General features: G+C 38.2%; 23 protein-coding genes. 3 read left to right on the forward strand and 20 right to left on the reverse strand.

What is annotated here, in order from left to right; genetic code table 11:
• Window positions 1-19: 19 nt before the first annotated feature.
• Genes FTV37_RS06530 through glmS form a run of 3 tightly spaced genes read left to right on the forward strand, consistent with a single transcriptional unit; the run spans window position 20 to window position 3,733 of the window.
• Window positions 20-496, forward strand: coding sequence for a phosphatidylglycerophosphatase A (locus tag FTV37_RS06530; protein WP_180003656.1), 477 nt, complete (start codon window positions 20-22; stop codon window positions 494-496).
• Window positions 497-517: 21 nt separating this feature from the next.
• Window positions 518-1,882: a bifunctional UDP-N-acetylglucosamine diphosphorylase/glucosamine-1-phosphate N-acetyltransferase GlmU gene (glmU, locus tag FTV37_RS06535; RefSeq protein WP_180063320.1), complete on the forward strand. Its 1,365-nt coding sequence runs from the start codon at window positions 518-520 to the stop codon at window positions 1,880-1,882.
• Window positions 1,883-1,894: 12 nt separating this feature from the next.
• Window positions 1,895-3,733, forward strand: coding sequence for a glutamine--fructose-6-phosphate transaminase (isomerizing) (gene glmS, locus FTV37_RS06540; RefSeq protein WP_168378860.1), 1,839 nt, complete (start codon window positions 1,895-1,897; stop codon window positions 3,731-3,733).
• A 468-nt stretch (window positions 3,734-4,201) separates the two neighbouring features.
• Here the strand turns inward: glmS and FTV37_RS06545 are convergent, their stop codons facing one another.
• From FTV37_RS06545 to tviB, 20 genes are all read right to left on the reverse strand, one after another.
• Window positions 4,202-4,813 (reverse strand): sugar transferase, encoded by a 612-nt coding sequence (locus FTV37_RS06545; protein WP_373683560.1) that lies wholly within the window; start codon window positions 4,811-4,813, stop codon window positions 4,202-4,204.
• A gap of 61 nt (window positions 4,814-4,874) precedes the next feature.
• Complete coding sequence (locus FTV37_RS06550) at window positions 4,875-6,014, reverse strand: glycosyltransferase (RefSeq protein ID WP_180063322.1); 1,140 nt, start codon at window positions 6,012-6,014, stop codon at window positions 4,875-4,877.
• Window positions 6,015-6,035: 21 nt separating this feature from the next.
• A complete protein-coding gene (locus tag FTV37_RS06555; RefSeq protein ID WP_180063323.1) occupies window positions 6,036-7,247 on the reverse strand; it encodes a hypothetical protein in 1,212 nt (403 codons plus the stop codon).
• 21 nt (window positions 7,248-7,268) lie between these two features.
• The gene (locus FTV37_RS06560; protein WP_180063324.1) at window positions 7,269-8,366 is read right to left on the reverse strand and encodes a glycosyl transferase family 1; all 1,098 of its coding nucleotides are present in this window, start codon (window positions 8,364-8,366) and stop codon (window positions 7,269-7,271) included.
• Entirely contained in the window at window positions 8,359-9,576 is a 1,218-nt protein-coding gene (locus FTV37_RS06565; protein WP_180063325.1) for a lipopolysaccharide biosynthesis protein, read from the reverse strand. Before FTV37_RS06565 ends, FTV37_RS06560 begins: the two co-directional genes overlap by 8 nt.
• A gap of 4 nt (window positions 9,577-9,580) precedes the next feature.
• Window positions 9,581-10,840 (reverse strand): UDP-N-acetyl-D-mannosamine dehydrogenase, encoded by a 1,260-nt coding sequence (gene wecC / locus FTV37_RS06570; RefSeq protein WP_180063326.1) that lies wholly within the window; start codon window positions 10,838-10,840, stop codon window positions 9,581-9,583.
• Window positions 10,841-10,858: 18 nt separating this feature from the next.
• On the reverse strand, window positions 10,859-11,983 hold the full coding sequence (wecB, locus tag FTV37_RS06575; RefSeq protein WP_180063327.1) for a non-hydrolyzing UDP-N-acetylglucosamine 2-epimerase: 1,125 nt from the start codon (window positions 11,981-11,983) through the stop codon (window positions 10,859-10,861).
• A gap of 115 nt (window positions 11,984-12,098) precedes the next feature.
• Window positions 12,099-13,955, reverse strand: coding sequence for a nucleoside-diphosphate sugar epimerase/dehydratase (locus tag FTV37_RS06580; protein WP_180063328.1), 1,857 nt, complete (start codon window positions 13,953-13,955; stop codon window positions 12,099-12,101).
• Between the two features lie 60 nt (window positions 13,956-14,015).
• Window positions 14,016-15,185, reverse strand: coding sequence for a DegT/DnrJ/EryC1/StrS aminotransferase family protein (locus FTV37_RS06585; protein ID WP_180063329.1), 1,170 nt, complete (start codon window positions 15,183-15,185; stop codon window positions 14,016-14,018).
• 22 nt (window positions 15,186-15,207) lie between these two features.
• Window positions 15,208-15,864: a NeuD/PglB/VioB family sugar acetyltransferase gene (locus tag FTV37_RS06590; RefSeq protein ID WP_218947564.1), complete on the reverse strand. Its 657-nt coding sequence runs from the start codon at window positions 15,862-15,864 to the stop codon at window positions 15,208-15,210.
• A complete protein-coding gene (locus FTV37_RS06595; RefSeq protein WP_180049533.1) occupies window positions 15,864-16,466 on the reverse strand; it encodes a sugar transferase in 603 nt (200 codons plus the stop codon). The genes FTV37_RS06590 and FTV37_RS06595 overlap by 1 nt, the downstream gene beginning before the upstream one ends.
• Window positions 16,467-16,608: 142 nt before the next feature.
• Entirely contained in the window at window positions 16,609-17,148 is a 540-nt protein-coding gene (locus FTV37_RS06600) for a serine O-acetyltransferase (protein WP_180049535.1), read from the reverse strand.
• Window positions 17,149-17,180: 32 nt separating this feature from the next.
• A complete protein-coding gene (locus FTV37_RS06605) occupies window positions 17,181-18,320 on the reverse strand; it encodes a glycosyltransferase family 4 protein (protein WP_180049537.1) in 1,140 nt (379 codons plus the stop codon).
• A complete protein-coding gene (locus tag FTV37_RS06610; protein ID WP_180049539.1) occupies window positions 18,317-19,411 on the reverse strand; it encodes a glycosyltransferase in 1,095 nt (364 codons plus the stop codon). The genes FTV37_RS06605 and FTV37_RS06610 overlap by 4 nt, the downstream gene beginning before the upstream one ends.
• Entirely contained in the window at window positions 19,408-20,526 is a 1,119-nt protein-coding gene (locus FTV37_RS06615) for a glycosyltransferase (protein ID WP_180063330.1), read from the reverse strand. Before FTV37_RS06615 ends, FTV37_RS06610 begins: the two co-directional genes overlap by 4 nt.
• 31 nt (window positions 20,527-20,557) lie before the next feature.
• Complete coding sequence (locus tag FTV37_RS06620; protein ID WP_180063331.1) at window positions 20,558-21,106, reverse strand: acyltransferase; 549 nt, start codon at window positions 21,104-21,106, stop codon at window positions 20,558-20,560.
• 120 nt (window positions 21,107-21,226) lie between these two features.
• Window positions 21,227-21,820, reverse strand: coding sequence for an acyltransferase (locus FTV37_RS06625; RefSeq protein WP_180063332.1), 594 nt, complete (start codon window positions 21,818-21,820; stop codon window positions 21,227-21,229).
• Window positions 21,820-22,992 (reverse strand): oligosaccharide flippase family protein, encoded by a 1,173-nt coding sequence (locus tag FTV37_RS06630; protein ID WP_180063333.1) that lies wholly within the window; start codon window positions 22,990-22,992, stop codon window positions 21,820-21,822. Before FTV37_RS06630 ends, FTV37_RS06625 begins: the two co-directional genes overlap by 1 nt.
• A 10-nt stretch (window positions 22,993-23,002) precedes the next feature.
• Entirely contained in the window at window positions 23,003-24,025 is a 1,023-nt protein-coding gene (locus tag FTV37_RS06635; RefSeq protein WP_180063334.1) for an NAD-dependent epimerase/dehydratase family protein, read from the reverse strand.
• A gap of 15 nt (window positions 24,026-24,040) precedes the next feature.
• Entirely contained in the window at window positions 24,041-25,318 is a 1,278-nt protein-coding gene (tviB, locus tag FTV37_RS06640) for a Vi polysaccharide biosynthesis UDP-N-acetylglucosamine C-6 dehydrogenase TviB (protein WP_180063335.1), read from the reverse strand.
• Between the last annotated feature and the right edge of the window lie 244 nt (window positions 25,319-25,562).

Consider the following 25,562-nt stretch of genomic DNA (forward strand, 5'->3'; position numbering starts at 1 on the left):
AGCCATTAACTTTAAATCCATGTCTTGGTTTAACCGAGTCATCGCCTTTTGTGGCGTGGGATTTGGCTCGGGTCTTGCACCCAAAGCACCGGGTACCTTTGGCTCTGCTTTTGCTTTGTTGTTTATTCCAGGTTGGCTTGCAATCGGCTTTTTCAACTCCATTATAGTCATGATCCTCATGTCGATTATTGGGATCTATATTTGTGGTCAAACCGCCAAAGTCATGGGTGTCCATGACGATGGCCGCATCGTATGGGATGAATTTGCCGGTCAGTCCATTACCTTCCTCCCGATTTTATATCTTGGGCAAATGAGCTGGACTTGGGCATTGATTGGTTTTGCTTTATTCCGTTTATTTGATGTCTGGAAACCGTGGCCAATTCGTGTCATTGACCGTCAAGTCGGTGGTGGCTTTGGCATCATGTTCGACGACATCATTGCAGGTCTTTGGGCCGCGCTTTGCATCTGTATTTATTTTTATATTTTGTCTATGTAATAGAAACACCTAGGATTAAACATGTCTACTAGCGTTATTATTCTTGCTGCAGGTAAAGGGACACGTATGCGTTCTCGTTTACCCAAAGTATTACAACCACTCGCAGGACAACCCCTACTTGGCCATGTCATCAACACGGCGAAAAAACTAAATGCAGAAGAAATAATTACCATTTATGGGCATGGCGGTGAATTGGTTCAAAACGCGTTTGCACATGAAAATGTCAAATGGGTTGAACAAGCAGAACAATTGGGTACAGGCCATGCAGTCAAAGTGACTCTGCCTGTCCTAGCAAAAACCGGTATTTCTTTGATTCTCTCGGGTGATGTACCTTGCATCACTGAAGCAACATTACAAAAACTACTGGATGTTTCGACTCAGACTGGCATTGGTTTAGTAACCTTAACGGTTAATGATGCGACAGGTTATGGTCGTATTGTACGTGAAAATGGCAAAATTCAAGCCATTGTTGAACACAAAGATGCCTCTGAAGAACAACGTAAAATCAAAGAATTTAATACCGGTATTTATGCCGTAAGTAATGCTAAATTGCACGAATGGTTGCCAAAATTAAGCAATAATAATGCGCAAGGTGAATATTACCTGACCGATATCGTTGCCATGGCGATTGCAGACGGTCTCGAAGTGGCATCTGTTGAACCAGAACGTGCTTTCGAAGTGGAAGGTGTCAATGACCGCGTACAATTGGCAGCCCTTGAACGTGAATTTCAAGTATTCCAAGCTAAACAACTGATGCAACAAGGCGTTCACCTGATTGATCCTGCACGTTTCGACTTACGTGGCACATTGACTGTTGGTCAAGATGTCCGTATCGATATCAACGTGATTATTGAAGGTGATGTTGAACTCGGTGATAACGTTGAAATTGGTGCAGGTTGTGTGATTAAAAACACCAAGATTGCAGCAGGCACTAAAGTTCAACCATATAGCGTTTTTGACAGCGCCATTGTTGGTGAAGACGCTCAAATCGGTCCATTTACACGTTTACGCCCAGGCGCAAAATTGGCCAATGAAGTGCATATTGGTAACTTTGTTGAAGTTAAAAATACCACTGTCGGGTTAGGCTCAAAAGCCAACCACTTTACCTATTTAGGTGATGCAGAAGTCGGTGCAGGTTCAAACATTGGCGCAGGCACCATTACCTGCAACTATGATGGCGCAAACAAATTTAAAACCATTATCGGTGACTCAGCTTTCATCGGCTCAAATAGCTCATTAGTCGCTCCTGTCACCATTGGTCATGGTGCAACAGTGGGTGCTGGCTCAACCATTACACGTGACGTGGCAGACAATAGCCTTGCGGTAGAACGTTCGAAGCAATTTGCCAAAGAAAACTATCAACGTCCACAAAAATTGAAGAAATAAGAGGATTAAATTATGTGCGGTATTGTCGGTGGCGTTGCAGAACGTAGTATTACCAATATTTTAATTGAAGGCTTAAAGCGTCTTGAATATCGTGGCTATGACTCTGCAGGTTTAGCGCTGATTAATAAAGGCCACGTTCTACGTGAACGTCGCGTAGGTAAAGTTGCAAATCTTGAACAAGCCGTTGAAGAAGCAGATATCGCAGGTTCGGTCGGTATTGCACATACGCGCTGGGCAACCCATGGTAAACCAACTGAAAATAATGCCCATCCGCATATTTCAGGCAATGTGGCTGTTGTTCATAACGGTATTATTGAAAACTATCAAAAGCTTAAAGATGATCTAGAAGCGCTTGGTTATGTTTTTACCTCACAAACCGATACAGAAGTTGTTGCGCATTTAGTCAATGACGCTTTAAAAAGCACTCCGAGTCTTTTGGAAGCGGTTAAAAGTGTCGTGCCTCAGCTCAAAGGTGCTTATGCACTGGGTATCGTACATACCGACCATCCTGATGAATTAATCACGGTGCGTGAAGGTTCACCTCTTGTGATTGGTGTCGGTATTGGCGAGAACTTTATTAGCTCAGATCAATTGGCACTTTTACCGATTACCAACCGTTTTATCTACCTTGAAGAAGGTGATATTGCACGTTTGACACGTCATACCATTGAAGTATTCGTCGATGGTAAATTAGTGAATCGACCAATCAAAGAGCTTGATGCGACTGTAAGCAATGCTTCAAAAGGTGAATATAAACACTATATGCTCAAAGAAATTTATGAGCAGCCTGAAGCGATTAAGCAAACGATTTCACAAGCCTTAAATGGTAATGCGCTTCGTGATGATTTCCTTGCCAATGCAGCTCAAGATTTCAGCCAAATTCAACAAGTGCAAATCATCGCTTGTGGTACTAGCTACCATGCCGGCATGATTGCTAAATATTGGTTTGAACAACTGATTGATGTGCCTTGCCAAGTCGAAATTGCCAGTGAGTTCCGTTATCGCTCGCCTGTGATCGTGAATAACACACTGTATGTTTGTATTTCTCAATCAGGTGAAACAGCCGATACTTTAGCTGCACTGCGTGATACGCAAAAGCGTGCAGCAGCGAAAAGTTTGAATATCACTACCATGACCATTTGCAACGTGGCAACCTCGTCGATGGTACGTGAAACCAACTACAGTTTGTTGACACTCGCAGGCCCTGAAATTGGTGTTGCTTCGACCAAAGCCTTTACCACACAGCTTGCGGCACTGATGCTATTGGTATTGAAAATTGGTCAAATTAAGCAAAGCATTTCAACTGACCGTGTCTCTGAAATTATTGCCGCGCTTTGGCATACACCGAAAGTGATTTTAGATACTTTACAAAATAATGCTGAGATTCTACGTCTATCAGAATTATTTGTTGAAAAAAATCACTGCCTATTCTTGGGTCGTGGAACTGAGTTCCCTATCGCTCTTGAAGGTGCTTTGAAACTTAAAGAGATTTCATATATCCACGCAGAAGGTTATGCGGCTGGTGAATTAAAACATGGTCCATTGGCACTGGTAGATAATGATATGCCTGTGGTGATTCTTGCTCCACAAGATGACATGTTAGATAAACTCAAATCGAATATGGAAGAAGTTCAAGCACGTGGTGGTGAGTTGTTTGTTTTTGCAGATGAAAATAGCGGCATCAAAGCGAAAGATCGTCAACACGTGGTTTATGTACCAAGTGTGAATGAAATCTTGGCGCCGATTGTGTATAGCATTCCAGTACAACTGCTCTCATACCATGTTGCAGTGCTGCGTGGAACAGATGTCGATCAGCCACGTAACTTGGCGAAGTCTGTGACGGTGGAATAAAATTTAAAGTCTAAAAAAGGGAGCTTATGCTCCCTTTTTTAGACGCGCTTTTCAAGTATATCCATTGAGATTGTAGATTTTACTCCCAACTATCACGTCAGATTTATTCTAATCCCTATTGAAGGAAGCCACCACAACTCAATAAATGTATTTTGGTTATCCGAAAAACCGCACCGAAACTCTGATCCCAAACACAAAATCAAAGTGCTTACTCACTACATAGCATTAAATAAATTTAATAAGTAAGGGAAAATATGTTGAAAATACTCAAGTTGATTTTCTAGAATTCGCACATGTTTTAACACGTTTAGAGTAGTATTTAATAAATTTTCTAAACACGAAAACATCAAATTACTGGTAAATATGCTTTAAACTTGAATAAAAGTCAAACCTTTAACCTGTCACAATTTAATAAACTGAGCAACCATCAAATCTCAGTAATCATTTTCAAATATATAATTGCACAGACTATTTAGCTTTTTTATTGATACTACCTACAAACCTTTCCGCACCAACCTCTTGATCAGGCGCATTAATTCCCTCTTTGTTTAACATAACCTTAATTGTTTTAAACATAATTTTAAAATCTCCCAAAATAGATCGATTTTCTACATAGTGCACATCAAGCTCAAACTTCTCTTCCCACGAAAGGTTATTACGACCACTAACCTGAGCTAAGCCAGTCATACCTGGTTTTACTTCATGGCGACGCATTTGATGCGGTGTATAGTGCTCTAAAAAGTCTTTCATTTGAGGACGAGGACCTACGATGCTCATGTCCCCTTTTAAGACATTAATCAGCTGAGGCATTTCATCCAAGCTTGTTGATCGCAACTTATGTCCAAATGGCGTAATCCGCTGATCGTCTGGCAGCGGATTACCATACTTATCAACAGCATCAAGCATTGACCTAAATTTAATCATTTTAAAAATTTTTGCATCTTGCCCTGGTCTTTCCTGATAAAAAAATACGGGCGAACCTAAATTTTTACGGACTTTAAAGGCCACCCATATAAAAATAGGCGATAAGCAAATAATAGCTAAACCTGCTATTAATATATCTACTATTCTTTTCAAAATCTCCACCTCATAATCTTATAAACTGATCTTAACGTTATAATTAAAAAAAATAAAAAAGAAATTATGAGTTTAATTTAGATTCGAAAAAATCAATAAAATTATCAATTATATTTTCTCTAACAAATTCCTTTTGAATCATCAACTTATTTCTATCAGAGTGAGCAAAAAAGGCTTTTGACTTTTTTAGTTTAATCAGTTCATTAACAAGTACATTTGAATTTAGCGGTTCTATAATACTAACATTCTCAAATTTTTTTAAATTATTACAAGCCTCACCTACCCCACCATATATAACATAACGGCCAGTGACTATATATTCATATAGTTTAGAAGGCATAGCACCACTAAACTCTGGTGTAAGCTGAGCATATAAAACATCCGAGGCAATATAAAGATCTTTGATTTTAACAAAATCAACCTGACCCCAAAATTTTATATTTTCTTGGTTTTGATCTACAAGACATTGGATGCGATTAAAATCAGTACCATGACCTACTATGTTAAAATTCCAATCTTTTAAAACTTTACTCGCTTCTACAAAAGTAGAAAGATCTTGTGCCAGACCAACATTTCCAATATAGGTTATCGTGGGTTTAGTTATCTCATCCTTATCAACAAGTTGAGATAATTCAGAATAAACCTCCTCAGAAACACCATTCTGAACTTGAATAATTGAATTTTTAGAAAATCCAAGATCAAGAATATAATTCAATTCATGTGTACTATTTACATTTATTGTAAAAAAATTTTTTAAATTTAAAGAAGCTAATAACTTAAAAAAATTCTTCGCCAATCTTTTAACAATACTTTTCTCTGACAAGTACTCCCAACTTAAATCCCTAATATCCAATATATTATTTTTCCCTTTTAAAAGAAAAGAAAAATGCAATAAAAACATCGACGGAATCATAACTAAATTATAATCACAATTTAACACATTAGCTTTATTAATTGCATTAAGAGATATTTTTGCCTCTAATGCACCACGTTTCACAAAAGAAGATATTTTTGTATTTAAAAATTGGATTTTGTGATGTTTAAAATTAACATTCTCTAGTAAAATATAGTCCGACTCATCCATAGATATTAAATTAACAAAATATCCTTTTTTTAATAACCCATTAATCATACTTAACAAGTGGTTTCTGAATGCAATTTCATCTTTCAACCAGTTAGTACTAATTACACATATAGTCTTCATATAAAATCTCAAATTTTAATATCAACTTGAAACTATCAATCTTTTTTTATATAGAGTACCCATAAATACCCCCCAAGACAGATAGGTTACAGTCCAAAAAACAGGCTTTGTAGTACTCACCAGAAAAGCAACAACAAAAGTTATTAAAAATGCAAAAACCCAATCTTGGTCGTTTAGGTTTTTATACACCCTATTTAATGAATAAAAAAAGGAAAGGTAACACATTATAGAGAATAATATCAGAAAAAAAAGCCCATAATTAATATATCCAGAGAGTATATTGTGAACATAAGAACCTGTGTAATTAGCTCCTTTATAGAACTCTAAATGCCCTCCAAAATGACCAAATAATGGACTATTATGCAGCTGCGTTAAAGCCAATTCTTTCATTTGTTCACGCAGAACCCATGAATCATCACTCTTCAAATCAAAAATATTAAATTGTCTACTTTGACTAATAAATTCGTAATTTGTAAAAAATAAAAATGCAAATAATGTAAAAATCAAACACAATGCAACAAATGTTGATTTCTTTTTAATTGATAAAACTAGATGGTAAACCATAATAGCCAATATGTAGGCATAAAATTCAGAGCGAGAACCAATTATAAATAACAAAAAAGTAAGCACACAAATATTAATATATAAAAAACAATCTCTCTTTGAAAATGAAATAATCAGTAGACCAACAATAAAGATACTTCTTGAAATTCCCTGATAACCAGAAACATTTTCATTATCAATATCCCCAGTACCGAAAGGCAACATAAATTTATTTTCAGAATATATGTAATACACTGAATAAATCAAGAACAAATAAACCAAAAAAATAGATACTTTTGTTAATTTCCTTTTATCAACAAATGGAAAGTAAAAACCTAAAATAAAAAAAGAAAACCAATAAACAAGCATTTCAAATGATTGAATTGACGCGTTATACAAATCTGAATATAACAAAGAAGCCAAACTTGCTACCAAAGCAAATAAAAAACAGAATACAGAACAAAAAGCAAAAAATTTAGATGAATTTAAAACATCAGTTAAGACAAATTTAAAAGATAGAAAATAAAAGATAAAAATCAGGCTTGAAACAAAACCAAAATACCCACCAAGAAAAGCAGGAACTTTAAAGAACAATAATATAAAATTATATATGACATACCCCCAGAATATAATAAAAAATGATATCGCTGATATTGTTTTATTATATTCAAGTACATTAATACTAGACATATTCATATCTTCACTTCTTAATTATTTGCCAATTTCTAAAAAAACACTATCAAATTGTTTCCATGACATTGGAATCCTTTGATTTTCATATTTTTCTTTTGTAAAAACACCGATGGATTGCTCTAATTCATCTTGATTAGAACCATCATCACTTAAGATAAGTTTATTCTTATAATGACTTAAAATTTCCACCATTGAAGGATTATTGCCAACAATTACAGGAATTCCTAAGTTCATTGCTTGATAAAGTCTATTGGGATCACAATAAATTTGATTTGTAGCATTCATTTTATACAATACTATTGTGAATAGACTTTTATTAAGTATTCTGTTTATTTGTTTATATGATAAATAACCACCAAGATAAACATCATTTAACTCAATCTTATTTTCAGTTAAATACGATTCTGAAATATTTCCAGCATGAAATACTTTATAGCCTTGCCCCAAAATTGCTTTAATTGCTACAGAACCATTTCGGTCTTCTTGTAGGCAATTTTGTAAATATACAATTTTTCCTAAATTTTCTTTTATCCAGTGTTCAGCATCTAAACTTAAGTTCTCTTCTTCTATTTCAACACTTTCAGGGACATTGTTAATGATAAAACATTTTGAATGTTTAAATAAAATCCTACTCTCTAAAAAATCCTTTCTAGAGTTATTACAATGAATGATTACATCACTTTTTTTGTATGCAATTTTAAATAAATATATTAAAAATTTATTACCACTAAACCAATCAGGTGGCAATTCATGATGATCCCATATTACAAAAACTTTAGGTGAAATGAATTTTATTAGAACCACTAAACCAAACATTATAGGATCACATATCCAAATTTTACTATACTTATCCTTAGTAATTAAAAAGTAAAAAATAAATTTCACATAAAAATGCAACACGCCTAGTATTCGTACAAAAATATTACTTGGGGCAGCTCCACCGAAAATTTTAATCTCAGTTACTGGGAAATTAATGTTTTTTTGGTCAATTTCATAATCTGTTGCAGCATAAACATCAACTATAACATCTTGTTTCTTTAACGATTTAATTTCCTTCAAAACTCTTTGATCTTGCATTAAGTTTCTAGTTTTTAAAACAAATAAAAGATTACTCATGACAATAAACCTTAATCTTTTTAATCAAAAAGATATAATGTATTAGATATAATAAAAAATTAGCTATTGAATATATCAACAAACAACATATAAAAGAATTTTCAATTTCCAAAAGCAATGGGTAAGCTACAGAAAAAATAACTAAAATTAATCTAAACATATCCCAAACCACCTGAAATTTTTCCCCTCCCACAAGAACGAGCATCTGTGAAAATGGAGAAAATGCAATTTGCCCAACTAAAAATGGTAATAGAATAAATACATAAATATATATACCAATCCAACTTTGCCCAAATATAAAACTTTCACTATATTTCAATAAAAATCCAATTGTTATAAATAAAAATATGCTTGCTATAAAAAAGAGAAAGGTAATTTTATTAAGTTTTTTGATTAATTCTTTCTTATCTGTTTGAATGATTTTTCTGAAATCACCTAACATCACTACAGAAATTGATTGAGCTATTATAGTAACAGGAGCACTCAAAATTTTTTGCACAAAGAAAAACTTACCAACTAAAATTGGATCATAAAACTTCATAATTACAATTGGGTACAAATTCAATCCTAACGTATTTAAAAAGCTTGCTGTCATCACATATTTAATATAATTTATTTGATTTTTTATAAGATCCATCGATTCATGTAGTTTTAAATAATAATATTTTTTTCTAGATAAAAATACTAATCCTAAAAACCTACCTAAAGTTTCACCTATGAATAATCCACCTTTTAAAAATATAAAAATTATTTGAAATACAATTGAAAAAACACTTCTTAACACCCTAGCTTTATTTGACAAAGAAATTTTATTTTCTCTTATATTTAAAATATTTAAAATATTAAAAATATTAAATGTATAAGCCGCAAATACGATTAAAATTGACCAATATATATCACCACTATCAAATTCATCATTAATAATATAAAGAATAAATCCACAAAATAGACATAATGGTACAAATGTTAAATATCCAACATTCAATATTATAGGAATTTTATCTTCAATGTTTTTTTCTTTTGGTAAAGTATTTTCCAGCTTCAAAGTTACAAAAACCATTAAAATTGCTGCAATTGAAAAATACATGCCAAATAAGGAAAATTCTTCTGGCTTATATAATCTAGATAATAAGGGAATACTAGCAGCAGTTATTAGCTGAGCTAGTATTACACCACTTCCGAATTTTATAGTTTTTTTTAAAAAACTCATAAATTTAATCTATAATACCTTTAGTATCAATAACATTATCTAAACAATTTAAAAATTTACTCTTAAACTGTTTATGATCTACTAAAATTAAATGAATATCTGCAGTATCTCTTTCTTCCACATCAATTAACTTAACATTTGCTGGTAATGATTTTGGCAACTCACAAATATTAGGCTCAATAGCTAAGATATTTAGCCCCTGCTCCGCAAGTTTCTTTGTAATTTCCAAAGCTGGGCTTTCACGTAAGTCATCAATATCTGGTTTAAATGCCAAACCGTAGCAAGCAACAGTTACATCTTTAATAGTTTTAGCTGGATTTACTTGCAAAAATTCAGCAATTTTAATTTTAACCTGATCAATTACCCATTCAGGCTTCGCATCGTTTACTTCACGTGCAGTGCGGATTAAACGCGCTTGCTCAGGTGTTTTAGCCACAATAAACCATGGATCAACTGCAATACAGTGACCGCCTACGCCTGGCCCAGGTTGTAAGATATTGACACGCGGATGACGGTTTGCAAGCGCAATCAATTCCCATACATTAATATCTAACTTATCGCAAATTACAGACAATTCATTTGCAAATGCAATATTCACGTCACGGAAAGAGTTTTCTGTTAGCTTACACATTTCGGCTGTACGTGCATTGGTTTCAATGCATTCACCTTTTACAAAAGTTTTGTATAACTGGCTTGATGCAGCTGAAGATGATTCAGTCATACCACCAATGATACGGTCATTGCTAATAAGCTCTAACAATACTTTACCTGGAAGAACACGTTCAGGACAGTGAGCAACACGGATATCAGATGCTTCGCCTTCTTGCTGTGGAAAGCTTAAATCTGCACGTGCTTCGCTCAACCATGCAGACATTTGCTCAGTTGCGCCGACAGGTGAAGTAGACTCTAAAATGACCAAATTGCCTTTAGCCAAATAAGGTGCAAGTGCTTTTGATGCCGCTTCAATATATTTTAAATCAGGCTCATGATCATCTTTAAATGGCGTAGGCACTGCAACAATATAAGCATCTGCTTTTACAGGTGTGGTTTGCGCAGACAACATGCCTTTTTCTACTACGTCTTTAACTAACGCATCTAGATCAGGTTCTACAATATGTACTTTACCTTGGTTAATCATGTCTACTGCGTGCTGATTCACATCAACACCTGTAACTTTAATCCCATGCGCCGCAAATGTCGCAGCAGTCGGCAAGCCGATATAACCCAAACCAATGACACAAATATGTTCAAATTTATTATTCATAATATAGTTTACACTTACTCAGTTATTCTTTAAAAATTCAATAATTTGTTGACAAGATGTGCCATCACCATATGGGTTATGGGCTTCTGCCATTTGGTTGTATAACGCGGTATCTTCAAGTAATTCAGAGACAGATTTTTCAATGATCACAGCATCTGTACCTACCAGTTTTACAGTTCCTGCATCTACTGCTTCTGGACGTTCAGTCGTATCACGCATCACCAATACAGGCTTACCTAAAGAAGGTGCTTCTTCTTGAATACCACCAGAATCGGTCAAAATTAAATAGCTATGATTCATTAAATAAACAAAAGGCAGATAATCCTGCGGTGCAATTAAATGAATGTTTGAAATACCAGATAACAGCTCATTTACAGGTTTTTGCACATTCGGATTTAAATGTACTGGATATACAATTTGTACATCTGAATATTTTTTCGCAATATTTGCCAAAGCTTGGCAGATATTTAAAAAGCCTTGACCAAAGTTTTCACGGCGGTGGCCTGTCACTAGAATCATTTTTTTGCTTTGATCTAAAAAGCTAAATTGCGATTTAAAATCAGCAATAACTTTGTGATCAGTTTCTACTTTTTCTTTAACATTCAGCAATGCATCAATTACAGTATTACCCGTAATAGTAATATTATTTGGATTAATATTTTCTTTAATTAAATTATTATAAGAAGATTGTGTAGGTGCAAAATGATAATTAGCAAGTGAGCCAGTTAGCTTACGGTTTGCTTCTTCTGGCCATGGTGAGTAAATATCACCTGTACGTAACCCAGCTTCCACATGACCAATCTTCACTTTGTGATAATACGCCGCTAAAGATGCTGCAAATGTTGTTGCTGTATCGCCATGAACGAGCACTACATCTGGCAACCATTCAGCAAAAACGCCTTCAAGCCCTTTAAGTACGCCAGAAGTCACGTCAGATAAAGTTTGACCTGGTTTCATCAAATTTAGATCAAAATCAGGTTTTAAATTAAATAATTCTAACACTTGGTCTAACATTTGACGGTGTTGACCGGTAACACAAACCTTTGTTTCAAAAAAATTATTATTTTCTTTCAACTTTATAGCTAAAGGTGCCATTTTTATGGCTTCTGGTCTCGTACCAAATACCATGAGAACTTTTTTCACGAAAAACCCTTTAATTCATTTATCTATGTTAGTGTAAAACTGCAACTTGCTGTATTATTCTACCAATTTTTAAATTCTATTAACATGCTAGATATGTTTAATTATTTTAATACATTCAAATTTGGGATATTTTAAATCCAACAACATAATGAGAAAGAAACTCATACAACTTTTTTGTTTCAATCCCTTCATTATTTAAACTCATTAAATCTTTAAATATGTTTGAAATGTCAACATAAGCAATAAATTCTTCAAACGATTTCAAAATCCTTTCATGATCCGTTTTTTCAACATTTTCAGCATCAATTAACAACTCTTCATATAACTTTTCACCCGGACGTAGACCTGTAAATTGTATCTCAATATCACCTAGCCCATTTTCATCGACAGCTCGAAAACCACTCAAACGAATCATTTGTTTAGCTAAGTCTACTATTTTAACTGGCTCACCCATATCAAGCAGAAATACATCACCACCTGTCCCCATCGCACCTGCTTGAATCACGAGCTGAGCTGCTTCAGGAATCGTCATAAAATAACGCGTGACTTCTGGGTGCGTTACTGTAACAGGCCCGCCTTGAGCAATCTGCTTTTTAAACAAAGGAACAACAGATCCCGAAGAACCTAATACATTCCCAAAACGGACAATACTGATTTGGGTGTTTGGATGTGTCGATGCCAAGCCCTGACAATACAGCTCTGCCATGCGTTTAGAAGCACCCATGACATTGGTTGGACGCACAGCTTTATCAGTTGAAATTAAAACAAAAGTTTCAACATTTTGATTCACTGCGGCATCGACACTACGCTGTGTGCCAATGGACGTATTATAAATACCTTCAAAAGGATTAGCCTCCACTAGAGGCACATGTTTATAAGCCGCCGCGTGATAAACCGTTTGTACCGCATACTGTTGCAATATACGCTCTAACTTCGGCTGATTGGTGACAGAACCCAGAATTGGAATAACCTGTACACCTGCGTTTTGTAACTCTCGATCAATCGAGTACAAGGCAAATTCAGACATTTCAAACAGCACCAGCATTTTCGGCTGATGCTTCAGGATCTGACGGCATAACTCAGAACCAATCGACCCTCCTGCCCCTGTCACCATGACCACTTTATTTTTAATATTCTTTTCTAACAATTCAGGTTTCGGCGGTACAGGATCGCGCCCAAGCAAATCAATGATATCTACTTCACGAATATCAGAGACTTGTACTTGACCATCGACCAACTGGGTTACCCCTGGCAACTCCATAATTTTGACATCTGCTGAATCAAAAGATTCAATGATCTCTTTTTTACGGGTTCGACCGACAGAAGGCATTGCCAATAAAACTTCCTCAATACCAAATTTCCCAAGTTTCGCTTGCGCTTTTTTCGGTGAATAAATCTTTAAACCGCTTAATGACTGCCCTTGTAAAGAGCGTTTATCATCGATAAAACACACCGGTAAATAATCATCTGAACGGTTTAGCGCTGCGGCAATTTGCTGACCTGCTAAACCTGCGCCATAAATTGCAACGCGTTTACGGCTCTGTTTTTTTGCGAAGGTTTTGAGGGTTGCGTAGCGAATGACGGCACGGCTCCACCACATGTATGAAAACAGCATAAAGCCATACATGAGCGGAATACTCATCGGAATAAAGGCAACATCTAATTTTTTAATGGCGTACAAAGCGACAATTTGAACGAATGTGCCAATCGAAATACGTAGTAAATAATCTTCGTTAAATGAGCGCACAATGGCACGGTAAATCCCCAGCAAAGCAAAAACCGATACGCCAAAGATCGCCACATAGATATACCAAACTTCAAGTCCTTGCATCACCGTGACATTTGGACGGGCCAAACGGATGGCATAGGCAAGCCACATCATCAACGGTAAAACACAGATATCCATCAGCACCAAAACGATTTGTTTTTGGCGACGCGGTAATGATGCTATAGAACGGATAAAGTCTTTCACAACGTGCTCGAATCAGGTCAAGGGAATATTCGCGCCTAATATTATACGCGCTTTTCAGGTTTAGATTTTTGCGATGACTTGCGTAATAGCATCCACTGTTTTTTGCATGCTGGCATCCGACAATGTTGGATGTACAAGGAACATCAAACTGCTTTCACCGAGTTGTTTTGCTTGTGGCAATGATTGTTTTGGACGCCACGCTGTGCCATCAAAGGCTTTTTCTAAATACACTTCTGAGCATGAACCGCTAAAGCATGGAACAGCTTGAGATGAAATTTCCGCCATGATGCGGTCACGTGACCAGCCGTCGGGTAAAGCATCAACATTGACTTGCACATAGCATTTATAAGCGGCATGTACATAATCGTTTGACGGTTTCGCTACGGTAAAATAAGGGCTACTTTCAAATACGGCTTGGATACGCGCCATATTAGTATTACGTTTTGCCGTCCATTCAGACATTTGTTTGAGTTGCAGACGACCAATCACAGCTTGCATTTCCATCATACGCCAATTGGTGCCAAATGAGTCATGCAACCAACGGAAGCCCGGTGGATGTTGCTTGTTATACACGCTATCAAAGTTTTTACCGTGATCTTTATACGACCACATTGTTTTCCACAGACTCTCGTCATTGGTAGTGACCATACCGCCTTCACCACCCGTGGTCATAATCTTGTCTTGGCAGAATGACCACGCCCCAATATGACCAATTGAACCTGCCGATTTTCCTTTATACATCGCGCCATGTGCTTGGGCACAGTCTTCAATCACGAAGATGCCTTTTTCCTCAGCCAATTGCATGATCGGGTCCATATCACACATCCAACCTGCCAAATGCACACAAATAATGGCTTTGGTATTTGGAGTGATGACTGCTTCAATTGTACGGCGTGAGATATTCTGTGAATCCAGTTCAACATCAGCAAAAATAGGATTGGCACCTGCGGTGACAATTGAACTTGCTGAAGCCAAGAAAGTCCGTGAAGTGACAATCACATCATCACCTGCACCAATACCCAAAGCTTTGAGGGCTAAATCGAGTGCCACTGTACCATTGGCAACGGCAACTGCATGTTTGGTTCCTGCAAACTGTGCAAATTCCTTTTCGAATTCACGGCATTCCTGACCCGTCCAATAATTTACTTTATTGGATAATAGGACTTTTGACACCGCATCGGCTTCTACTTGGGTAAAGCTTGGCCAAGGCTCAAATGCACTGTTTAACATGGAGTTTTCCCAGTCTAAAAATCTATTTTGAAGTCAGAATTCGGGCGGGATTACCCACCACGGTGACGCCTGCGGGTACACTTTTGGTCACGACAGCACCCATACCCACAATCGCACCTGCACCAATCACTAAAGGCTGATCAGGTGTGCCCTGCTTAATCATCGCACCCGCACCAATATAGGCATGTGCATGTATATGAATATTGCCGTTACATTTTACGCCTGGTGCGAAAGTAACGAAATCCCCAATCACACAATCATGCTCGACATAACTGTATAAATTGGCATGAAAACACTTGCCGATTTTGACATTTGAGCCAATGCTGACAAAGGGACTCAAAGCAGAGCCTTCAGCGAGTTCTATCTGATCCATTAAAACCACATTGTCCGCAGTGATCGACCAAAGCTGAATGCCATTTGCTTCTAAACGCTGAGCGATTTTTTCACGCACACGACTATTGGCAATCGCAATTTGCACGTATTTTGTCGATGCAAATTCATTTAGAAACGCTTGGTAATTCATGGCACGATGACCATTGACTGAAGCAATGTCTGTTAAAGCATCATCGATAAAGATAATTTCAGACGCATCACCTTGACGTGCCAATTGCTGACGCGCGACAGGCATCAGGCTACGCCCACAACCTGAAGCCCCATAAATCGCAGAGAGTGTTGTCATTATTTTTGTTCCGGTGTGCCGGTAAATTTTGTCATGGTTGCCTCGCCTTCAGCACTAATATCATCCTTGGCAATCACTTTTTTCACGGTTTTTAGCATGATTTTAAAATCCAGCCATAAAGACTGATTTTCCACATACCATGTGTCTAGCTCAAACTTTTTTTCCCATGAAATGGCATTACGACCATTCACTTGAGCATGCCCTGTGATGCCCGGACGCACGTGATGACGTTTCGCTTGTTGCGTATTATAAAGGGGCAAATATTCCATCAATAATGGACGTGGCCCGACAATACTCATATCACCCTTAATCACATTCCACAGTTCTGGCATTTCATCCAAACTGGTTGCACGGAGCATTTTCCCGAATGGCGTCAAACGCTCACTGTCAGGTAATGGATTGCCTTCTAAATCAATAGCATCTTTCATGGTGCGAAACTTCACCATTTCAAACGGCTTGCCATGCAGACCCGGACGTACTTGACGAAATAAAACTGGTGATCCTAAATTTTTACGGACTTTATAAGCAACCAATGCATAGACAGGAGATAAAAGAACTAATGCAGTTGAGGCCATTGCTATATCTAATACACGCTTTAACATTGTTCACTCATTAGATTTCATTGAAATAGAAAGAATCGTATTCTGCATATTATAACGCGTTCAATATCAAGCAATCGAGCACCATGAGAAATTTCAAGAGGCATAAAATAAAGCCTCATATTATTCCTGTACTTATACGCTTTTAAAAATCTGTCCAACGACGATTGACTGCATGACCTGGGTTATTCATGCTGATGACCTTCGCGTAGTTTCCTACTGCAGTTGCATTTTCAGGAATATCTTTAGTCACAACGCTGCCTGCGCCAATAGTAGAGTTGCTACCTATTTTGACATGCTCAATGATGCAAACATTTGGCCCAATATAAACATTGTCACCAATTTCTGCAGCTTTACGCCCACCATTGGCACCAATCGTTGTAAATTGCGATAAGTTAACATTGTTACCAAGCACAGCAGTAGGGTTAACGACTAGAGGGCCGCCATGCCCAATAAACAAGCCATAGCCAATTTGAGTTGTGGTATGAATATCTATGCCATACTGCTTTTTTTTATAATAATAAATGGGATAAGCCAACTTTGCCCAAAATGATTTTGCACTGGCCAAACGCAGCCAAAATGAAAAATTAAAACCGCGATTGAAAAAATAAGTTTTCAAAAATGATTTAAAACCAAGATTACCGGTATAGCGGTATAAATCACTTTTTATATATTTGAAGGTCATTTGGATCGTCTCTAAAATTGGATGAATCGCCTTTAATGGATATCCATTTCAGCCATCATGTGCTTATTCACTTGATGCACATCATATTTATTCAGCGCAATTTCCCGCGAACGCTGTCCCATATACTCAATCAGTTTTGGATCTTCAATAAAGTATTGCATGCATTGCACCAAATCATCTACAGACTTCACTCCAACCAAATAACCATTCACACCGTGCGATACCGTTTCACGACAACCTGGTGCATCGGTGGTAATAATCGCCCGTCCCATAGCCATCGCCTCTAATACCGTACGTGGCGTGCCTTCACGGTAGGAGGGCAACACGTAGACCGAGCTTTCCGCAATTGCAGGACGGACATCACTGAGTTTGCCCCAATATTTGAGGCGATCATCGGCAATCCATGTATCGAGTTCAGATTGCGAGATAGCAGATGGATTATCATCAATCCAACCGACCAAATGAAATTCCGATTCAGGATATTGTGCTTTGATGATGCGCGCCGATTCAGCATATTCACGTACGCCTTTATCACCTAAAAGGCGTGCAATGAGTAAGAATGAGACTTTGACCTGCCCTTGTTCATTTTTGGGTAAAGGCATAACATCAAAGTCTTGCACATTCACCCCTGAGCCATTCACCACTACAGTCGGTTTACTAACATCCAGTAAGTGCATCTCTTGGAACAGCTTTAAATCATCTGGGTTTTGAAAAAAGACTTTATCGCTACGTTTGAGCGCTTGTGCATATAAGCCATGCACCAGCTTTTGAAACAGACTACGCTTGCCAGATTCCACATTTTGAAAGGCATAGCCCAGACCTGTAATTAAAGCAAAACGATGCGGTACTTTCGCAAGCCATCCAGCCAGCGTGCCATAAATCACAGGTTTAATAGTATAAGACAGCACATACTCAGGCTGAATTTGACGGATCTTCTGATAGAGATGTTTTAACAGTTTTAAATCCGACAGCGGATTGGTGCCTGTGCGCTGCATGGGAATTTCATGCAGATGATAGCCAAGGGCTTGCAGTTTTTGCTGTTCTTCAGGGAATGATGCGAATTCAGGCGCCATAATATGAATTTCGTGGCCTTGTGCATGAATAGCTTCCAACAGTTTCCCGCGGAAATTTAAAACAGAAGGCAAAAAACTGCTGATCATCAGAAATTTCAACGGCTTTGCTCCCAAACTTGCATATATTGCTGACTCACTTTCTCAATACTGAAATGTGCTTCTACGCGCTCACGCACGGCTTGTTTCAACTGCAATTTTTCATCATTGCTTTGCTGCACATAATTTAAAATTGCTTGCGTCAATGCAGCCGAATTACGCGGCGGTACAATTTCGCCAAGCTCTTGCACAATATATTGCGCATCACCTACATCGGTGCTGATACAAGGCAAACCTGATGCCATGGCTTCGACCAACACATTCGGAAAACCTTCGGTAATTGAAGTCATGAGGAATGCATCAATCGATTGATAAAAAGCAGGCATATCTGAGATTTGATCCAATAAATGGACTTTTTGACTATCCAATTGATATTGATCGAATAAAGCCTTTACTTCAGGATTCTCTAAACTCGCGCCGCTACCTGCAATTTTAAAGATGATGTGTTGATCCTTGAGTAAGCCCATCGTTTCAAACAAATAGGGGTAGCCTTTGGCCGTGTGATAACGCCCTGCAAAACCAATCACGGTTGGTTCATGCAATTGGGGATTAGGCTGAAATTTATCAAGAAACACGCCATTGGCAATCACTTGGCTATTGCCATTTTTAAAGCCGAAGGCCTGATGCTGCTGCATAGACGAATGCGCACAATAAATAATAGCACTAGGTTGCTGTGACAGTATTTTGCTTATGCCCAAGGCAATCTTGGTGCTGATTGATTCATCTTTAGGAGAAGCAAGAGAATGATGAATACCCCATACGACCTTTGGTTTTTTCGCTAAACCAATAACACTGAGACTGGTCAATGCATTGGCATGGTACATCCAGCATTGCACCGTTGCGGGCTGTAGCTTTTTGAGTAATGCGCGCAGCTGACTCACCGTACTCAGCGTATTTAAACCATTCCAACCGAGCGCATAATGCGACTGACAACGTTCTAAAGTACTTTGATACACCTTGGAAGTTTTCATCAGTGCAATGATCACGTGCTGATAGTCATGCTCAGTTTGCTGAATTAAGCGTGCCAACATCATTTCGGCACCCCCCACGCCTGCAAAGTTGGTGATCACATGTACCATCAACGGTTTGCTCATGTTGCAGACTCCATCATGTTTAAGTACTGCTTCAATACCGTTGCCTTGTGGAATTTCTGAATATGCGCTTCAAAATCAGCTTCTTGATATCGCACATAATCTGCAAATATCGCTTGCTGCATCGCATGGGTTAAACCTGCTTGATCATTACATTCAACCAATAAACCAAACTTAGAGTTTTCTAGAATTTCCATTGGTCCACTTGGACAGTTGGTACTCACCACTTTCACTTTAGAGGCTAAGGCTTGAATAAGTACACCCGGCAAGCCTTCCCAATTCGAGCTTAAAACAAATAGCGAAGCATATTTAAAATAGGCATACGGGTTTGAATTAAAGCCAGGTAAATCCACCACATCGTTTAAGCCTAAGTCCGATACTAAAGCTTCAAATTCAGTACGCAGTTCACCCTCACCTAAAATGATCAGACGAGTTTCAGAATGCTGATCATGTAAAGCGTTAAAGGAACTGATCAGAAAACCAAAATTTTTCGCTTCAGTCAGACGCCCTACTGCCAAAATCACTTTATTGCTTTCATTGAAAAATTTGTGTGTGACGGGCACTTTCAGTTTTTCAAAATAGGCATCATCCAGTACAGGGTTATAAATGGTGCTCAGGTTATTTTTCTTATAAACATAATATTCACGAAAATCGGCTTCTACACCTTTAGAGACACAAACCACTTGCTGTGCCATGGGATACGTCCAATTCACCAAAGTTTTTAAAACAAATTTAGCGAGACCCTGTAATTTCAAATTCTTAGACGGCGTCGATACTTCACGGAAGATTAAAGCGGTTTGCACGCCTGCCAGCTTTTTGGCAATACCTGCCACAATATTGGTATGGGTTTGCGTTGCCACCAAGCAGTCATATTGCTCAGCTTTCAGCTTCATCTTTAAGGGTGTGATGCTATTCATCACCCGACCGCAATTAAAATTCACCAATTGAATTTTCCGGCTGACTTCAGGCAACAACTTGGCTTTATCACCTGTGACATCACACACGCCCAAATGAATATTCAGACCTTGTTCTGCAAAGCTGTTCGCCAGTTGAATGACTGTACGTTCTGCACCGCCACCGCCCAAGCTTGGCAAAAAGAACATGACTTTATTCAACATAATCAGACCTAAATTTTAAAATGGGAGAATATTAATGCGGTGTTTTTGAGGCTTGAATGGCCATAGCGCGCTCAACCCGCTCACGATAATCCGTGATACCTGCAAGCTCACTGTCACTGGCACAAGTACTTTGAATTTTGGCTTGATAATCTGCAAAACTGGATACCACTTTTGCAGGTACGCCAATTGCCACGCTATGATCAGGAATGTCTTTGGTCACCACTGAACCTGCGCCAATCACCACATTTGAGCCAATGCTCACGCCTGGCATTACAATGGTATTGACCCCAATAAATACATGCGAACCGACTTGAATTGGTGCAAAGCGTTGGTAGCGTTTACCTTGCTCATCTTTGATTAAACAAGTACTGCCATCATGGGTAATAAATTTCACCCCTGAGGTCACGGTCACATGATCACCAATACTGACCAAAAATGGTTCTGAGCCCCAGCTTTTAATATAAATTCGGCAATTTTCACCGACGGTCACACCTTTTTTACGTGCATAAGCCACACTGCCTTTTGCCATAAAATAAGCCAAATCAAACAGCTGTAGAAAAGCAGAAACCATAAATGACATACACAATACCTAAATGAGGCGAGGCAACTTAAAAGGAGGAAAATAAGTCAGCTATTTTACGCTGAAAATCTACTTTACGATATGGAAACTGCAGTCACGATGCAGGATGAAAAAATAAGATCAGAGCGATTTGATTTTTTTAACAGGACTACCGACATAGACACCTGATTCATCCAAAGGTTTCGACACGAGGCTACACGCGCCAATCACCGAATCGCTTGGAATTTTCACACCATCAAGTACCGTCACCCGTGCACCAAGCCAAATATTTTCGCCTAAACTGACCCCTTGTTTGGTAATCGCGTCTTTCACCAACAGATCAGGTTCACCAAATTTATGATTACTGGCAATGATGATACTTTGTGTGCCAATTCGGGTGTTGTCACCAATGGTCACACCACCACAGCCATTGATATAGGACTTAGAATTAATGCTGACATCTTTACCAATCACCACCTTGCCACCAAAGCATTTGATATAGCAGTTTTCGCCAATAAAGCTGTTGTCGGCAATCTCAAGCACTGCACCATTTTCCACGATGAGACTGACATGATCGCCAATATAGACATTGTTGCCGATCTTCACTTGTCCACTAATATCCACGGTACAGCCTTTGCCGAAATAGCGAAACTTAGTGCCAAAAGTCACATTATAAAATTGCTGACGACATTGTGCAGTGAACCAATTCATCAGTTTTAAGAATTTAAAAAACATCAGTTTTTGTTTCTCCACACCACATATAAAATGGCAAAGTTATAGATGATCAGCGCCACGGGCACCGCCAAGAGCATATAAATTTTATCGTCAAATAAAATATATAAGCCTGCAAATAATGCAAACTTAATGATCAGTTCCACGATTTGCAGTTTAAATAACACTTGGCTGTTGCGTTTGGCAATCAAAAAAGCTGAGCTCGGTGGATTACAGAAAATCGCCCAATAGCCCAAAGCTAAAATTTGAAAATAGCTTGAGATGCCGACCCATTCACTGCCAAAAATCCATAAATATAATGATTCAGGCAAGATAAAGAAAATAGCAAATAAAGGTAGTGAAACCAGACTGAGTAGTAAACTCGCCTTTAAAGCACTTTGATTGGAATCCGTGGTTTTAAATTTGCGAATAAAGAACTGACGCAAAGTTTGCGAAATCAGATTGATCGGCACACGCAAAGTACGCTCAACAATGGCATAAAAACCCATCGCCTGCACACCAACAAAATGCGACACCACATAGTACGGCAAATTATGCGAAAAACTATTCAGCAAGGCATGTGGGGTATTGGCAAAGATAAAATCTTGATAATTTTTAAATGCATGCCAACTGACTTGATAGAGCTGATACTTCAATATATAGAGCAACATCGCCACAATCATCAGGATCGAGCTGACATTGTAGCTATTGACCAGACTGATTTGCATAACAAATGGTAATGACAGCTGAACCGCCACGACAATGGCACTTCTAAAAATATTTAAGCCTGCACAAAAATATTCTTTATGCGCAGCAAATTGATAGCTATAAACGCTTTGAAGCAAGGTATTGGCAAGCACACCTGTAGCGACCGCACCTGCCATTTCAACATTTAAAATAACACTGATGACGATACCACTAAGAATTGCAATGCCTGTTGAGAACACCGCCCCTTCAAAAATCAGACTTTTTTTATCTTGCTCTTCGGCAACCAAAAGCGCTTGATCTAAACGCAAATTGGCTACTGTTGAAAGTACACTGACAATCGCCAAAGCAATGCCATACGCGCCAAAATCAGCAACAGAATAGAGGCGTGTTAAAACAGGAAGTGCGATAAATGTCATTATCGCACCTGCCAGTAAACTGAGTGTAATCAATCCAATAGACTGATACTTTGCGAAGAGTTTCGCAATCATCGGTTCAAAATCATTTTAAGTTATTGACATACCAACGCATGGCCAATTGAATGCCTTCGGCAATTTTAAACTGCGGTGCATAACCCAAACCTTGCTCAATTTTAGCAATGCTGGCTTGTGAATGACGTACATCTCCTGCACGGAATTCACGGTACACAGGATCACGCTCAAAGTTCACCGCATTTTCAGCAAGTGCCACTTGAATGGCGCGATATAACTCATTCAGCGTAGTACGGTCACCCACAGCCACGTTATACACTTGGTTTTTAGCGTCATCAGATGCTGTTGCCGCCAAAATATTGGCTTGAACCGTGTTATCGATGAAACAGAAATCACGGCTGGTTTCACCATCACCATTGATGAAGACATCTTCACCAGCGATCATCGATGCCGTCCATTTCGGAATCACGGCGGCATAAGCACCATTTGGATCTTGACGCTGACCAAAGACATTAAAATAGCGTAAACCAATCGCTTTAAAACCGTAGCTACGTGCAAAAACATCTGCATATAGCTCATTGACGTACTTGGTCACGGCATACGGCGACAATGGATTACCAATGTTTTCTTCAACTTTTGGCAATGCAGGATGATCACCATAAGTCGAACTGCTGGCTGCGTATGTGAAGCTGGCAACCCCCGCATCACGCGCAGCAGTGAGCATATTTAAGAAACCACTGATATTGGTGTCATTGGTGGTGATCGGATCGGCAATCGAACGCGGTACAGAACCTAAAGCAGCTTCATGCAAGACATAATCCACGCCAACACAGGCTTTTTGGCAGTCGGCAAACTGGCGAATATCGCCTTCAATAAAACTGAATTTCGCCCATTGTTCAGCTGTGACTAAGCTTTGCACTTCATCAAGATTATACTGATGACCTGTAGCAAAGTTATCTAAACCCACTACGATTTGATTCAGCTTGAGTAAGGTTTCTAAAAGGTTTGAGCCAATAAAGCCCGCAACACCTGTCACTAGCCATGTTTTAGGCGCTGTTTTAAGGTTTTCACATACCTGTTGATATTGATTCATTTTGGTATGGCCCTCTTACAAACGAAGATCAGATTCAGCTTGAGATAACACGTATTTCAAGTCATACAGCACATGATCAGCTTTACCCAAAGCACGGATCGCCTCTACACCCATGTCTTTAAACTGGTGATGCGCAACCGCTAAAATTACTGCATCATATTTGCCATTTTCAAGCGCCTGTACTGGGCTAATGCCGTACTCATGTTCAGCCTCAGCTGCATCCACCCAAGGATCATATACATCGGCATCAATATGGTATTCTTTCAGCTCATTCACAATATCAATGATGCGTGTGTTACGAATATCAGGACAATTTTCTTTAAAACTTAAGCCTAAAATTAAAACTTTGGCATCTTCTACTTGAATGCGTTTTTTCAGCATAGCTTTCACCAGCTGAGTCACCACATAAGCCCCCATACCATCATTTAAACGGCGGCCCGCTAAAATAATTTCAGGGTTGTAGCCAATCGCTTGTGCCTTATGCGTTAAATAGTACGGATCAACACCAATACAGTGACCACCAACCAAACCCGGACGGAATGGAAGGAAATTCCATTTGGTACCAGCCGCTTGTAATACAGCTTCCGTATCAATGCCCATTTTATTGAAAATCAACGCCAATTCATTAATTAAAGCAATATTCACATCCCGTTGGGTGTTTTCAATCACCTTAGCGGCTTCTGCAACCTTAATACTGGCTGCTTTATGAGTGCCTGCTTCAATAATCAGGTTATAGACTTCATCAACATAATCAGCAACTTCTGGGGTTGAACCCGAAGTGATTTTTAAAATATTGGTCACACGGTGCAATTTATCGCCCGGATTAATTCGTTCAGGGCTATAGCCTGCATAAAAATCCTGATTGAATTTTAAGCCTGAATTTTTCTCTAAAACAGGAATACAAACTTCTTCTGTTGCACCCGGATAAACTGTTGACTCGTAGACAACCACATCGCCTTTTTTCAACACTTTTGCAATGCTTTCTGAGGCTTTCACTAACGGTGTTAGATCTGGCTGTTTATATTCATCAATTGGCGTTGGAACAGTAACAATAAAAAAATTACAGTCATTTAAGTCTTCTAAATTTGCGCTGTAACTTAACTGAGCCGACTGTGCTAATTCTTCAGGAGAGACTTCTAAGGTATGATCACGTCCGCTACGTAATTCATCAATACGCTTCTGATGAATATCAAAGCCCACCACGGGAACTTTTTTTCCAAACTCAACAGCTAGCGGTAAACCGACATAACCTAATCCGATTATGGCAATTTTTAATTCGGAGAGTTGTAACATACTGAAGCCTATGTCATCGATGAATCATCAATCATCGTTATGTTGTAAATAGCGCTAAATTATATCAGAAAATCAAATTTCGATTGTGTAATGATGTTCTATGACGACTGTAATTTTAATCAAAAAAATTTATTGGATTAAACAATTCACCCTATAAAACCAACATTGCATATTTAAAAAAATTCAAATAACAACTAGATCTTTAAAAAGATATTCATCCATACAAGTGTTGATTAAACTTACG

It is taken from the genome of Acinetobacter sp. YH16042 (assembly GCF_013417245.1).
In the GTDB taxonomy this organism is placed as follows: domain Bacteria; phylum Pseudomonadota; class Gammaproteobacteria; order Pseudomonadales; family Moraxellaceae; genus Acinetobacter; species Acinetobacter amyesii.